The sequence below is a fragment of the Roseibium sp. AWQ4_254 genome, assembly GCF_056161025.1.
Genome location: NZ_JBSWYH010000004.1, coordinates 1 through 12310 on the forward strand (window position 1 = coordinate 1; position 12310 = coordinate 12310).

At 54.7% G+C, this 12310-nt stretch carries 11 protein-coding genes and 1 pseudogene; 8 read left to right on the forward strand and 4 right to left on the reverse strand.

Annotated features, from left to right (window positions below):
* On the forward strand, window positions 1-282 hold a 282-nt coding region (locus ACXAIC_RS03920; RefSeq protein WP_475173869.1), incomplete at its 5' end, for a hypothetical protein.
* 172 nt (window positions 283-454) lie between these two features.
* Window positions 455-577, forward strand: a pseudogene (locus ACXAIC_RS03925) (helix-turn-helix domain-containing protein); the annotation flags it as partial.
* A gap of 57 nt (window positions 578-634) precedes the next feature.
* On the opposite strand, the gene ACXAIC_RS03930 reads toward ACXAIC_RS03925, so the two are convergent.
* Entirely contained in the window at window positions 635-2020 is a 1386-nt protein-coding gene (locus tag ACXAIC_RS03930; RefSeq protein ID WP_475173871.1) for a Hint domain-containing protein, read from the reverse strand.
* 26 nt (window positions 2021-2046) lie between these two features.
* Window positions 2047-2589 (reverse strand): hypothetical protein, encoded by a 543-nt coding sequence (locus ACXAIC_RS03935; RefSeq protein ID WP_475173872.1) that lies wholly within the window; start codon window positions 2587-2589, stop codon window positions 2047-2049.
* A gap of 849 nt (window positions 2590-3438) precedes the next feature.
* On the opposite strand from ACXAIC_RS03935, the gene ACXAIC_RS03940 reads away from it, so the two are divergent.
* Entirely contained in the window at window positions 3439-3588 is a 150-nt protein-coding gene (locus tag ACXAIC_RS03940; RefSeq protein WP_475173875.1) for a hypothetical protein, read from the forward strand.
* A gap of 1091 nt (window positions 3589-4679) precedes the next feature.
* Here the strand turns inward: ACXAIC_RS03940 and ACXAIC_RS03945 are convergent.
* Window positions 4680-5180 carry a VOC family protein gene (locus tag ACXAIC_RS03945; RefSeq protein WP_475173876.1) on the reverse strand — a complete coding sequence of 167 codons (501 nt, stop codon included), beginning with the start codon at window positions 5178-5180 and terminating at the stop codon, window positions 4680-4682.
* Window positions 5181-5228: 48 nt separating this feature from the next.
* Between ACXAIC_RS03945 and ACXAIC_RS03950 the strand changes: the two genes are divergently transcribed.
* The 3 genes from ACXAIC_RS03950 to ACXAIC_RS03960 all read left to right on the forward strand — a co-directional run bounded on the left by ACXAIC_RS03950 (window position 5229) and on the right by ACXAIC_RS03960 (window position 7865).
* Window positions 5229-5600, forward strand: coding sequence for a winged helix-turn-helix transcriptional regulator (locus ACXAIC_RS03950; RefSeq protein ID WP_475173877.1), 372 nt, complete (start codon window positions 5229-5231; stop codon window positions 5598-5600).
* Between the two features lie 309 nt (window positions 5601-5909).
* A complete protein-coding gene (locus tag ACXAIC_RS03955; RefSeq protein ID WP_475173880.1) occupies window positions 5910-7223 on the forward strand; it encodes a COG3904 family protein in 1314 nt (437 codons plus the stop codon).
* Between the two features lie 231 nt (window positions 7224-7454).
* The gene (locus tag ACXAIC_RS03960) at window positions 7455-7865 is read left to right on the forward strand and encodes a hypothetical protein (protein WP_475173881.1); all 411 of its coding nucleotides are present in this window, start codon (window positions 7455-7457) and stop codon (window positions 7863-7865) included.
* Window positions 7866-8016: 151 nt separating this feature from the next.
* Here ACXAIC_RS03960 and ACXAIC_RS03965 read toward each other — a convergent pair whose 3' ends face one another.
* On the reverse strand, window positions 8017-9408 hold the full coding sequence (locus ACXAIC_RS03965) for an MFS transporter (RefSeq protein WP_475173882.1): 1392 nt from the start codon (window positions 9406-9408) through the stop codon (window positions 8017-8019).
* Window positions 9409-10016: 608 nt separating this feature from the next.
* Here ACXAIC_RS03965 and ACXAIC_RS03970 point away from each other — a divergent pair.
* Complete coding sequence (locus ACXAIC_RS03970) at window positions 10017-11261, forward strand: MFS transporter (RefSeq protein WP_475173887.1); 1245 nt, start codon at window positions 10017-10019, stop codon at window positions 11259-11261.
* Between the two features lie 54 nt (window positions 11262-11315).
* Entirely contained in the window at window positions 11316-11921 is a 606-nt protein-coding gene (locus tag ACXAIC_RS03975) for a TetR/AcrR family transcriptional regulator (RefSeq protein ID WP_475173888.1), read from the forward strand.
* Window positions 11922-12310: the final 389 nt, after the last annotated feature.

A 12310-nucleotide genomic window follows, 5' to 3' on the forward strand; every position in this document is an offset into this window, starting at 1 on the left:
CTGGGTTCTGGCACAAATCGCCGACCACAAGATCAATCGCATCAACGAACTCATGCCTTGGTGTTACGCTGCAAAAGCAGCGTAACAGAGCGCGCCGCCGCCATGAAGACCGGCTTCACCGGACGGACACTCATTATCGACAGCACTGACTGTTGGATTGTGGGAGGGTCAATAAAGGATGCGGGCAAGAAACCGACCTATTTGGTTCCTCTCCAGCCGCACATAGCACCGACAAAAATCGCGATCTACGATGGTCTCTGGCAACAAGCGATACCAGCGTAAACCTCTATCAGGGCGGATACGGGAGTGTGGCGTTTTCCGGATCTGAATCGCCATCGGAACCATTATCTGTAGAAGTTGAGACTTGATCTGACATCTCGGTTTTCGAGCTGAGGGTTACCGGCTTTGATGGTTGTGACCAAATAATCATCTCAAGCCCTAAAAGGTAACCCTGATGTACGAGAGTAACGAACGGATCATTAAACACAAAGTCGGTCTTTTGAACCTGGCCGAAGAGCTTGGCAACGTGAGCCAAGCGTGCAAGGTGATGGGACTATCGCGAGACACCTTCTACCGCTAAAAGTCCGCCGTTGAGGATGGAGGCATTGAAGCGCCAAGATCATTCGAGCGGGCGTCAGTGCGCTGTTCTCGCCATGCGCTTGGCCTGCTTTCTTTGCTTGGCCTCATGTGCGCGGCGCTGCTTCCGGCTCATGGTTGGCTGGTTGGCTGCCCCCCGCATGGATACCGGAATATTCGGTGGTCGATTGTCCTCGCGGCCGGGCGCTTGGAGGCCGCCGTTGATACTCGCGAACGATGGCCCGGCCTCACCCCGATACGGTGGTGGAACCTGAGGTGCAACGGCTTCCCATTCATCCGCCTCGTAAATGTCCGCCAATGTCACCTGACTGCGTTGCAGGACGAAGTCTTCCGGCTTCGGCAAGCGATTGGTAAAGGTCCAGATGAACGGGGTCTTGGTAAACCCGTCCGACAGCACGACATACCCGTCGTCGGTAAGAGTACCGCCCGTGCGCCGGATGATCTCCAGAACCGTGATGTCTGCGCCAGAAGGGTGCATGAAGCGGGTCCCAAGCCGGATCCGTCCGCTTTCGATAACGCGAACATTATCGGTTCCCGGAACATCCTCCGTGACGATGGCATGGACAAAGCGGTCTTCGACGGACCCAACGGCGAAATTCGTCGCGGCACGTTTCATGGACCCATCTTCCAAGACCAGCGCTCCGTCGGATCGTAGGATGTCGATCATCGGTACATGTTGGCCTTCGAACTCGCCATCACCGCAAAGGGTGACGTGTCCGGGCGTCACCATTAGTCCGAAGACATCAAGAATGTGCTTGACCCGGTTCTCCATGGTCTTCGAAACACGACCGGGTACCAGTTTGCCGTTTTTGTCGTATGAGGTTACAACGTCACCCGGTTTGACATGCTCAATCGGCTTCTCCGTGCCGTCCCACATGGAAATGGGAGTGCCAGCGAGGAAACAACGTTCAATTCCAAAGTGATCATTGAAGTCCGCTGCTGACTGGAGAATCTCTTCAGGTATTAATTTCTCAAAATCTTCGATGTTGTAACCATTGTAGCTCCCGCCTAATCTTTGAGCCAAGAAATAGTGGCTCATGATTTGTGCCTGTTGCTCAATGTTTAATGCATTGAAATCCGAAACAGAACCTAAGTCACCATAGTCGTAATAGTCACCGCCTCCACCCATGAAAGGGTTTCTTTCAAAGAACAGATTTTTGAAAGGACCAAACGCACTACTACTCTGATATTGCTGGACATGCATCATCTCATGCACGAAATGCGCTTGTAATCTAAGATTAGTTTTTGAAAAATCTGCACTATAATTTGGGGACTGTTCGTGGAAGTATATGTTTCCATTCGGCGCCATCGTCACATTCTCTGGCTGAAAAGCAACGTACCTTTCATGATAAATTTTTACTTTATCATAATTTATCGTATACCCATACACTGTACTCGCAAGATCTATTTCGCCTTGTGTCAAATTTCTATAGTCCACAATCACCCCCACTAATTTCTAAAGGATTTACATTCTGGTTGATCAGAAGAAACTTGCTCTTTCTCTACTTCTGAAACAAACTCTTCAAAGCTCGGGATTATCTTTGCTTTTACCGCTTCATCCACGCATCGAGAGCGTTTTTCACCACTTTCCAAGCACAGCGCAACATTCTCTCCGGCTGGTTGCAGCAATAAATCTGACTTAAGCAGTTTAAGCAATTCAAGACCAGCTAAGTTGCTTTCGGTACTGTATCCATTTACTGCAAAAAAAAGATATGTTCGCTTCCACCCCAGATCATCCTCGGGAAGCCCAGGAGGATTGAGCCCGAGCACGACTAAGCTTTCCGCCAATAGCGTGAAGGCTTGCACGTTTTGTCCTTTGGCTTGTGGCCAAAGTATTCTCCAAGCCGCAGGACAATCTCCCGTTCTCAGAAGAGCTACCGACTCTTGGATTGCATCACCTTGCGTTGTTCGCTCAGCGGAATACGCCAAATTCACGAAAACGCTGCCAAAAATGCCAGCAGCCAGAACAACAAGTTTGCCACCAGTGATCATTCTTTTCCCGAGTTAATGAGTACGAGTTCGATACCCTATTAGCATTTAACACTGGAAATTTCACCAGTGCTTGTCCTCTCAAATTTATTGAGGCCAATAAAAAAATACCGCTGTCTCGATTGGAATGCGGTGAGCATATCGCGGTTCCCCTCGCTTTCCCCACGTCGATGCTTCTCACTCGGTGCGACCAGCGTGTTATGCGGGCCACGGGTCCCGCCCATCACGGGTCGGGTCTCCCGGTTCTTCGCATAGACATGGGGGCCCGCAGCTCGGTGACGTCCTTCCCGCCGACTTTGGACGGCTGCTCCTGCGGTGACGAGCCTCGCTCATCCCCGCCCAAAAAGGATGGTCAGCTTTCAGGAGGTCAACCCTGAAGTGTTCCAAACAACTTCGGCCTGCGCTCCGTCGAATGGTCTGAATGTTCACCAGAGCAGAAATCGGGCACTCCCTTCAAAACCGCTTCCCAACCATCTATAGCGCGTCGGGTTTGCCGGAAGTCCGTCGTTGACAATTTCAGAGGGAACAACCGGACTTCCAGCGTTGTACCCTAGGTTCGTCAGTGTGTGATATTCATGATAGTCGGGGTTACTTCTGGTGATCTCCCCCACCGTGAGACCATGTGCTCCACCGTTGGACAAATGAGAGTTTCCAACCATGATAACGTCGCCGCTTCGGGTAACAAAGCTTGACGTCCCATCGCCGTTATCTTGCCATCCGTCCATATGTCGCATTCCTTATCAGTGCTACAAAGATGCAAACCACCGCAGAAAATAAGACGTTCGCCCAATACTCAATTATTAGGTTTTGACGCCCGCATTCCGTTAGAGAACCATTATTGATGAAGTCACATTGCCTGCGGAAAATTTCGTAGTTGAAGCTGCCGTTGTCATCAAAGTTTTTGAACAACAAAACTGTAAACCAGAAGCACAACAAAGATATTTCAAAAGCATTTCTCTTAAAGATTTTTGGCAGAAAATCTTGCATTTTAAAGAAAATTAAGGAAATTATACATACCAAAAAACTCCAGAAGTACGACAAAATTCCAGAAAAAACTAGGACCGGAAGTTCTCCGACCGGTAAAATATTCCAATCATAGGTTAAATTTACTCTATTCATAAAATAGAGAAAATACGAATATAAAAAACCTGTAAGAATATAAGCAAAAAAGGCAAAAGCTAAGTCAATTATATTTATTTTATTCCTGTGAATAAAATATCTATCCATCGACAGTTCTAACCTTTCGCGATACTCAGTAATCATTCAACAACGATTGATGAAACACCATTTTTCCGACCGACATCTTTAATTTTGACTAGGCGGGCTATAAAACTCATAATTCAAACTAAATCCTATAGCTAATTGCGGCCCACAACACACCGACGAGTAGTATAGTTGAAATAAGTATTTTGCGTGCGAGTGAGTTTTTCATGACCTTTAAAATAAGGTCTATTATCGCTCCCAATACTATTTCCAGCTTTCAACCTCCACTCTACATGGTAAAAAATTACAAATTCAGTGTCTTTTAATCAACCGAAAAATCCGATCACAGTTCGCCATATGGGTTCCCCTCGCTTTCCCCACGTCGATGCTTCGCACAAGGTGCGACCAGCGTATCATACCAACCTCAATAGCTAGGAACCGATCTGACCGTGTTTGGGGACTGTTCGTCAAGGAGCAGGTTGCAGGGCGATATGGTTTATCGTTCAAAACCTGGGACGCAGCTGAACAGTCCTCAAACACGGCCTCGGTGGCCTGCTCCGGCCCGCCGGACTGCGTTGCGCCGCTTGAACGGCCAACCAGGCCGTCCTGCGCAACGCTCCTTGCCGGCCAATCCGGACCAGCGCCATCAGATGGGTTTCTATCTATTCAGGTTGGTATCAGGCGGGCCACAGGTCCCGCCCAATACGGGTCTCCCGGTTCTTCGCATAGACATGGGACCCCGCAGCTGAGCACCCGCAAAAACCTCAGAGCACGGTTTTCAGCACGAGAAATTTGTCGAACACGTTGGTTTAATACCGTGAACAAACAAGGATCAAACGACCGTCGACAAGCAAAGCCGATTTCAAGAATGGGGTTTTGCGGGTGTCCATTTATGCCGGACCTGCGGGCATGGGGGGCCTTGGCTGCGCCTGTTCCGGCCGGTCGCCAGGGAAGCGGACGGTGTGCAGGAGTTCGATAATCTCGCCGGCCGGACCTTCAAAAATCGCGTTGTGCACGTTTACTTCCGGGTGGCCGAGCGCCAGCGTTTCCGGGCCGTACAAATGTCTCGCGCCCGCAGCGGCGATTTGCACGCAGGCGCGCTCAAGATCGCTCACACGCAGGCAGATATGGGCAAGGGCCCCTGTGGTGACGTGCTGCCCAGGCCGCGCACCCTCGCCCTGCATCGGGATCGCAGCCTCCAGATCGAAAAGTTCGATCCAGCTCTTGCCGTCGGGGGCCTGCATCATGACTGCGTGCGCGATGTCATAGGCAGGAAGGGCCCAACCGTGCACTTGGTGAAACCCGAGTTCTTCGAAAAACGCGATAGATCGCTGCAGGTCAGGGCACCGCACCGCGTAGTGGTGAAAACCGGTAAAGACTTGTTCTGACATATGACCATCTCCATAAAGTGGGCGACACTTATCGGAGCCGGAAGAGCCATGGACCAGTCTGACAATTTTGACACAGCAGAGCGGTCATGGTCGACCATTCAAGAACGCAATCGGGAGAATCTGCACACCTGGTGCGATCTTGCGGCGGGCCTCACCACGGTGAGCGGGGCCTGGAAGGCCTCAATCCTGATCGCCCTTTTTGAAGGCCACAGCAGTCTGCCACCCCTCCAGCGCTGCCTTGCCCTGGCGAGCCGCCGAGTGCTCGTGCGGGCCTTGCGCGCGCTTGAAAAGGACGGATTGGTCACACGGTCCGCTCTGGCCGTGCCCGCCTATTCCCTGACGCGCGACGGTGTTGCGCTGATTCCCATTCTCAAGGGCCTTGCGCACTGGAATGCGGGCCGGACCTGTTCAAAAGCGTGATGCGCCACCGCCCGGGACTGCATTGGGTTGACTGCCGCCTGGCTGATCACACCTGGCTCTCCCCCCAAAGCCCCCTCCTTTCTCTGCGCCCGGCGCTTTTTTTGACACATGCACTTCATAGGGTTCAGCTTAAGTTTTAGGTGCGCGTCGCGTTTCATTGAATTCAGACTGTTTCAGATGTCGCGTTCGAAGCGCAGCTGAGACACAGCGAAATCTGAAGCCGTTTAAACGCGATTTGCTATAGTATAGTGTCTTCAGATATCCTTTGCACTTGATCATATTTCGACGCTATTCGAAGATGAGAGTTTGATGTTGCAAACCGAGAATTTGGCTCTGATCAATTTGAGCCGAAAATTGATACTTGCACTTATATTTTCTTTTTTCGGGGTAGCACCAAGTACGGCAAAACTATCTTTTCAGGCCATGACATCAAATGGCGACGATACATTTATTTTGATTGAAGGCGATTTTACATTAGACGACTCAATAGCCGAATTTCAAAAGCTTGTACGCAACTCAGGCGCAGAGTTCGTCATTTTTGACAGCACTGGTGGAAGCCCTTTCAAGGCAGTTGAATTGGGGCGTGCAATTAGACGGTTGGGGCTCTCAACACTACAGCCTCGGGCGCTGGAATGTTCATCGGCTTGCGCGCTGGCATTTATGGGGGGTGTGAACAGATATGCAGAGCCAGGCGCTATCGGCGTTCATAAAATTTCCTTAACGGAAGAAGATCGCCTGGAGACCAGCGAAGCTGTTTCGACCGTTCAGAACGTAACTGCTGATATTGTAACGTACATGATCGAAATGGGTGTCAAACCCGATCTGCTAGAGCTTTTGCTAAAGACTGATGCAAATGACATGCGTTATTTGTCTGGTCGAGAAATGCAGGACTTTAATTTAATTCACAGGAATAAAGGCGACCGGCTTGATTACGACACTGCCGCCGTTCCTGAGCCCCCCTCATCGAGGACGCATCGCCATTCAGAAACTCAATTGCCCCGCAAAGTGCCAAATAAAAGTGCTCGGGAAACGTCTCAGGGCAGACAACTGGCAATTTTCTATGAAGAAGGCAGCAACCCCGGCAGTGCAGGCACCGTTGCCAAAGGCGATGTCACTTGGTCCTTGGCCGAAGAGGATGACCTGTCGGGCAAAAAACAAAGTGTCTTGATTGCTGATGTCGACGTCCCGGAAAAAAGTATTTCATTCAGAATTCGTTTTAAACCAAACGACGACGCCAAGCTTCAAGCCAGCCATCTAGTGGAAATAAAATTTGACCTTCCTCACACATATCCGTTCGGCGCAATTGTAAATGTTCCAGGACTAGTGATGAAAGATACGGAAGAAGCCCCGGGAGACGCACTGATAGGCGCATCCGTGAGTGTCAAGCCTGACCTATACTGGATTGCTCTTTCGAACTTGCCGCAGGAGCGTGCGGAAAATATAAATCTGCTGAAAGGACGAGGCTGGATCGATCTTCCTGTCGTGTTCGAGAACGGAAAGCGCGGCATTTTTACTCTGGAAAAAGGCTCCAAAGGATTTTCTGCCATTGAAAAGGCAATAGCCGATTGGACTTCTGGTTCACCGGCACACCTTCCGCCACCAAGACAATCCCGGATTCGCTAGCTCGCACCGGAGGCGGCTCCGTCCGCCGCGACTACGGCTTCATCAAGGTCGGCATTTTTTTGACACATACGCTTCATAAGGTTCAGCTTAAGTTGTAGGATTGCACAGCACGTTTCGCATCGCCTGGTTGCGCGTCACCTTCTTTCAGGGCCACCTCCTTTCAAGGCTAAGCTTTTGACATTCTTCAGATCTCTTTCCCATTTCGCGCTTGTCCCCCTGGCCTTTTGTCTCATGGCAGGTTCCGCGGAGGTGGCAGGGGCAACGGACCGGTGCGACAGCAAGCTGGAAATCAAAAAAGGCGAAATGCCGGGTCCTTTTTTCGGTCTCGACATGCTGATGGCGGCGCATTTTCTGGCTCAAAAATACTGTGGCAACGATCTTCCGGACCTGCGCCCAGGCCTGGAAAGCCTGATGCAGGACAATGGCTGCGGCCCCGCAACACCCATCTATGCCGATGTCATGGAGATGGAGAGCTGGTTCCGCGCTGCAACGCTTTCGGAATTTGTGCTGGAAGGAAAAGACGATCCTTCGTTTTCCGATGCGGATGCCCGCAAGGTGCTCAAGAGCACTGTCGAACAATATGGCGGCTGTGACAGGCTGACGGACAGCTTGCGCGCACAGTTCGGCACCAAGTCAAAATGACGGCTGGCGGGACCTTATACATAGCGTCATTCCGGCGGCCACCTGCTCGTTTGGTGCTCGTTTGGTGAATTTGAAAATACGCCTCATTTTAGCCGTCACCGCCGGAGCGTATTTCAAATTCGAAAACCACACTTAGAAACATAAAGTGGGATCAGCCCCCCGCCTCTTCCCGCGTCTTGTCCAGACCGATCCGCAACAGGCTGATCAGGCCGCCCAGCAGGGCCAGTCCGGCAGCGCAGGCAAGGCAAGTGCGCAAGGCGAGGACGGAGGCGATCGGCAGGCTGAAGAGGAGGGACATCAACAGGCCACCCAAGGTCTGGCCGCTCAGGCGGGCCGTGCCCTGCATACCGCCGGCCGCACCGCTGCGCGCCTTTGGGGCCGCGACCAGAATGTTGCGGTTGTTGGGCACCTGGATCAGGCCGAACCCGGCCCCGCATAATATGGTGAAACAAACAACCGGGATCATGCTGCCGGTTTCGGGCCAGAGCGCGATCAGGCCGATGCCAGTGGCCAGAAGGGTGCCCCCGGCCGCGCACAAAACCCCGCCCGGTACACCCGCATCCACAAGACGGCCCGCCTGCGGTCCAACAAAGGCAATCGTCAGCGGCCAGGGTGTCAGGGCCAGCCCGGTCGCCAGTACGCTCATGCCGAATTCGTGCTGGTAGAGAAAGGGCAAAGACACCAGCGCCGCCATTTGCGCGGAGAAACTGCACACGGAAGTCAGCACGGAAATCCGGATCGACGGGTTTCTTAGAAGGTCGAGCGGAATGAGCGGCGCCTCCTTGGGGGCTTCCCGGCGGATCAGAATCGCAAAACAGGCCACACTGAGAAGCAGAAGTCCTCCGCCGAGAAGGGGCCGGGACACCATCTGGCCTGCCCCCAGAACAAAGGCTGCAAAGGCTGTTCCGTTCAGCACAACACTCCCCTTGTCGAGCGCCCGGCCGCTGCCTCCCGATTTTGGCAGATTGAACCCGGCCAGCAACGCGGCCAGGCCAATGGGCAAATGGACGGCAAACAGCCAGGGCCAGCTGACAAGAGACAGAATGCCCGCCCCCACCGTTGGCGCGCAGGCAGCTGTCAGCCCGATGATCGTGGAAATCCAGCCAATGGCCCGCCCCATATGCGCAGGCGGAAAGATAAAGCGGAGCAAGGCCAGTCCCAGGCCCATGAGTGGCGAGGCGCCCGCCCCTTGCAGAAACCGCCCCACGACCAGCCAGGGCAGCGAGGGTGCCAGGGCGCTGAAGAGGGAAGCTGTCAGGAACAGCACAAGCCCGGCCCGGTAGACCCTGGCATGGCCCAAGCTTTCCCCCAGCGCCGCGCTTGGCAGGATGCCCATAACAAGCGCCAATTGATAGGCGGTCACCACCCAGACTGTCTCGGACGGCGGTGCGTTCAGGGCCGCCGCGATGCTGGGCAGCGCCACATTGGCAATCGCCCCGTCGAGCACGACGAGCACAAGGGTCACGAAGACGGCCAGCGCGGCCAGTTTTCGTTGGGTGCCTTCCAGCCCTTCGGGCGCAAGTTCCGTATCAGCAGCGGACATGACCTGCTGTTCTCCAGTCTTTTCGGAGACTTATGTGGGATCTCAGAGAGATGTCGGAAGTGACATGGCGTGCATTTAATCTTGGCTCCCCCCTATATCGCATTGCCCATGCCAGCGCCAGCACCGTGGCTCTGACGGCCGGTATTCCGGGCCTGATACCAACCTCACTAGATAGGAACCGATCTGACAGTGTTTGGGGACTGTTCGGCAAGGAGCAGGTTGCAGGGCGATATGGTTTATCGTTCAAAACCTGGGACGTAGCTGAACAGTCCGCAAACACGGCCTCGGTGGCCTGCTCCGGCCCGCCGGACTGCGTTGCGCCGCTTGAACGGCCAACCAGGCCGTCCGGCGCAACGCGCCTTGCCGGCCAATCCGGACCAGCGCCATCAGATGGGTTTCTATCTATTGAGGTTGGTATGACACCGCTGGCGGTCTCAACAGCTCCAAAAGGCAACAGAGTTTCGCGGTACGATTTGTATTGACCGACGGTCAGTCAATATTTATATCTCTCATGCTGCCGGAAACCCAGAGGGCGCCCCTTCCCCGAGCCGGGCCGCTCTGAAAGGCATCCTGCCTGCCTCCCCCCTTTGTGATCTCAGGATGGTCTCATGCCCCGCACATGCCCTCTCGAAACGGGCCTCCGCCCGCCCAATGGCGCCCTTGTCCTCACCGCGTTTCTACTGGTCTGCCTGAATCTGCGCATTGTCTTCGGCGGAGTCGGCCCGCTGGTGCCCTACATGGATCTGAGCCCGTTAACCGCCGGGCTCGTGACCAGCCTGCCCGCCTTGAGCATGGGCCTGTTCTCACCCTTTGCCGCCTTTGCCGGACAACGGTTCGGGCAAGAGCGGGCCCTGTTTCTGGGCATGCTGATCCTGACACTGGGGATCGGGCTCCGGTCCTTTGGCACGCCTGGCCTCTTGTCGGGCATGGTGGTGGCGGGCATCGGCGTTGCGCTGCTCAACGTGCTGACACCGGTCTTTGTCCGCCAGCATTTCGCAGCGGAAAAGATGGGCCTGATGATGGGGATCTTTGCCATGATGATGGGCCTTGGCGGCGCGGCCATGGCAGCCCTTGCGGTTCCGGTCTATCATGCTACCGGGGGCTCCTTTTCCCTTTCGCTGGGGACCGCCGCCGTCCCTGCCTTGCTCGCGCTGGCCGCGCTTACGCCCTTTCTGCGCACGCGACCGCAACCGAAGCAGACAGACCATCCGGCACCGTCCTGGCGCTGGCTCCTGACTCACCCGACCGCTTGGAGCCTGATCAGCTTTTTCGGCCTCATGTCCCTGGTCTTCTATGCGGTGCTGGCCTGGCTGCCGGCCCTTCTCATCGCCCGGGGCACGACAGCCTCCCTCGCCGGGATTTATCTGGCCCTGTGCTTTGTTGCCGTTGCGCTTGGCGCGTTTTTCGCCCCTGCCCACGCCGCGCGCCATCCGGGCCAGCATCTGCATATCACCGGCGCCTGCCTGCTGTGCATTTTGGGTCTGCTGGGGGTCTGGCTCGCACCAGTTCCTGCAGCTCCGGCCGCTTGCACGCTCCTGGGTCTCGGGCTGGGCGCCGGGTTGGGGCTGCCGGGGGTCCTTTTCATCAAACGCACCAGCGGGCACCGGCAGATGATCCAGCTCTCGGGCATGGTTCAGACCGCCAGCTATCTGATTGCGGCCGCCGGTCCCGTCCTGACAGGGCTGTTGCATGACTGGAGCGGAGGCTGGGCCCTGCCCCTGCAGAGCCTGATCGCGCTGCTGGCGGCTGCCCTCGTCCTTGGCCTGCGCTCCGGAAAGGATCATGTAATGGACGGCCGAGATGGCCCTGTAAAAGAAGGGGCTCACACCAAAACTGGGCGGCGAATCTGCTAAAGGTCCCTCTCAAAAGGGCCGTTTCAGCACAAGGACGAGGGCAGAGACACGGGCATGACGGATACAACGGTCAAAAAACCACGCAAGAAACCGGCAGAAGAGCGGCGCGAAGACCTGATGGATGCCGCCCAGACGCTGTTTCTGCTAAAGGGCTTTGCAGCCACCAACGTCAGCGAGATCGTTGCCGGTGCGGAGGTGGCCAAGGGAACGTTTTACACCTATTTCAACACCAAGGACCAGATTCTGGCCGCCTTGCGGGTGCGCTATATTTCTGACTTTCACCAGACCGTTGTGGCTGCGCTCGACCAATGCGCTGGCAGCTGGCCGGACAGGCTCGACACCTGCATGTCCTCCTGCGTGGCGGCCTATCTGCAAAATGTCCCTCTGCACGATCTGGTCTTTCATGAGTACCGGCCTGCAAACCGGTCCCTGAAGTCGGACAATCCCGTGACCGCCCTGCTCGCCGGGGTGCTGAAAGACGGCATGGCGGCCGGGGCCTGGCATGTGCCGGACCCGCATCTGAGCGCGGTCATGCTGTTCAGCGCCTTTCACGGCGCAGTCGAGGACACGCTCAGCCGCGATCAGCCCGTGGATGAGGCAGGGCTGACAAAGGCGGTTTCCGCCTTTTGCCGGAATGCACTTGGCGCGGAGCGCCTCTGACCCGCTTCTTTGACGCAGAAAGGGGACCTGCCCTTCCGCTCTCCACGCAGCCTGCCAAAGTCTTCCCAAGTATCCCAGGCCGCGCAAAACGCCAAACCACCGCATATTTTTGACTTATTTCCAGCTACTTGCGTATCCTGCCGGTCGGAAAAAGACTGGGCTCAACTTCTCATCGGCCTGACTTGAAAGTAAAACTCAATATTTCCAGGCCCGGAGAAAGCTCAACTTCAAATCTCTCTCAATATTTAACCTCTCACTAGCATCGGAACCCCGATGCATGACAAAAAAATAAAGAAAATGGGTGACTTTCGGGCTGCGCCGCGAAAAAAATAATGTTACGCCATGCACCAAATGGGCTCTCAAGATTTTTAATGAAAGGGTAGCCTCGC

Excerpts from the sequence above, each read along its gene's own strand:
- ACXAIC_RS03945 (WP_475173876.1), bottom strand. The coding sequence starts at position 5,180 with ATGTCAGAACAAGTCTTTACCGGTTTTCACCACTACGCGGTGCGGTGC.
- ACXAIC_RS03975 (WP_475173888.1), top strand. The coding sequence starts at position 11,316 with ATGACGGATACAACGGTCAAAAAACCACGCAAGAAACCGGCAGAAGAG.
- ACXAIC_RS03960 (WP_475173881.1), top strand. The coding sequence starts at position 7,455 with ATGGCAGGTTCCGCGGAGGTGGCAGGGGCAACGGACCGGTGCGACAGC.
- ACXAIC_RS03970 (WP_475173887.1), top strand. The coding sequence starts at position 10,017 with ATGCCCCGCACATGCCCTCTCGAAACGGGCCTCCGCCCGCCCAATGGC.
- ACXAIC_RS03965 (WP_475173882.1), bottom strand. The coding sequence starts at position 9,408 with ATGTCCGCTGCTGATACGGAACTTGCGCCCGAAGGGCTGGAAGGCACC.
- ACXAIC_RS03955 (WP_475173880.1), top strand. The coding sequence starts at position 5,910 with ATGTTGCAAACCGAGAATTTGGCTCTGATCAATTTGAGCCGAAAATTG.
- ACXAIC_RS03950 (WP_475173877.1), top strand. The coding sequence starts at position 5,229 with ATGGACCAGTCTGACAATTTTGACACAGCAGAGCGGTCATGGTCGACC.
- ACXAIC_RS03935 (WP_475173872.1), bottom strand. The coding sequence starts at position 2,589 with ATGATCACTGGTGGCAAACTTGTTGTTCTGGCTGCTGGCATTTTTGGC.